We start from the raw sequence: 1,024 nt of genomic DNA, 5'->3' as shown, positions 1-1,024 counted from the left end.
GACGGCCTACATCGCACTGATCATTATGATCCTCGTCACCGTCGTCATCTTTTACTCCATATTCAAATTCAGAAAGTCGAAAAATTACGAAGCCGACCAAGAATTTCATAACAGCAAGTTTGGCACATGGTCCTGGATTCTGGTGCCGATTATTGTACTCGCTATTGATTTAAGTATTGCTGGCAGCGCAAGCTCTACCTTTGACTTAATTGAAGATAAGACCCCAGCAGACCTGACAATTAAAGTGACAGGTTCCCAATGGAAGTGGACATACGAGTACATGGAAGACGATATTAAGATCGTCAGTAACCTACTGCCTGAGGAACAAGCTGGTGATCGCTATTTAAGAATGGTGGATAACCCTCTCTACCTACCTACTGACCGACGAATTCGTTTCCTTCATACCGCAACCGATGTTCTTCACGCTTGGTGGGTTCCGGCAATTGCGGTTAAGAAAGACTCCATTCCCGGCTATATCAACGAAACCTGGACTATTATCGAGAAGGCTGGCACGTATCACGGCCAATGTGCCGAAAACTGTGGTACGGGGCACGCTTTCATGCCCATTCAAGTTGAAGCGATTGCCGGTAGCGAGTTTGATTCATGGATGACAAAGCAAAAGGAAATCAAGATAGCGAAAGAGAAGGAAGCTTCTTCAGACACTGTCTGGCCAATGCAAGAATTAATGGCTCGGGGCGAGTCCCTCTACAACACCAACTGCGGAGCCTGCCACCAAGTCGATGGCTCTGGTGTTCCCCCCGCATTTCCAGCGCTGGCTGGTAGCGAAATTGCCAAAGGCGACCCCGCTAAACATCTTGAAGTCGTAATCAAGGGTGTATCGGGTACAGCCATGGCTGCTTGGGGCGCTCAGTTGAATGACCTGGAAGTGGCAGCAATCGTAACCTACGAAAGAAATGCCTGGGGTAATAACACAGGTGATGTTGTGCAACCAGCTGATGTCAAAGCGGCGCGCTAGGAGGAGATAATCAATGAGTTCTACTATTACAATTGATGAACAAAATCA

Annotated in this window: 1 protein-coding gene; it reads left to right on the top strand. The window is 47.6% G+C overall.

What is annotated here, in order from left to right:
* Positions 1–976: cytochrome c oxidase subunit II (coxB, locus tag A3729_RS25270; RefSeq protein ID WP_068634410.1), on the top strand; the 976-nt coding region annotated here is incomplete at its 5' end.
* Positions 977–1,024: the final 48 nt, after the last annotated feature.

The organism is Oleiphilus sp. HI0043, assembly GCF_001634935.1.
The sequence above is the reverse complement of the archived record's forward strand: the minus strand, read 5'-3'. Positions and strand labels throughout refer to the sequence as shown.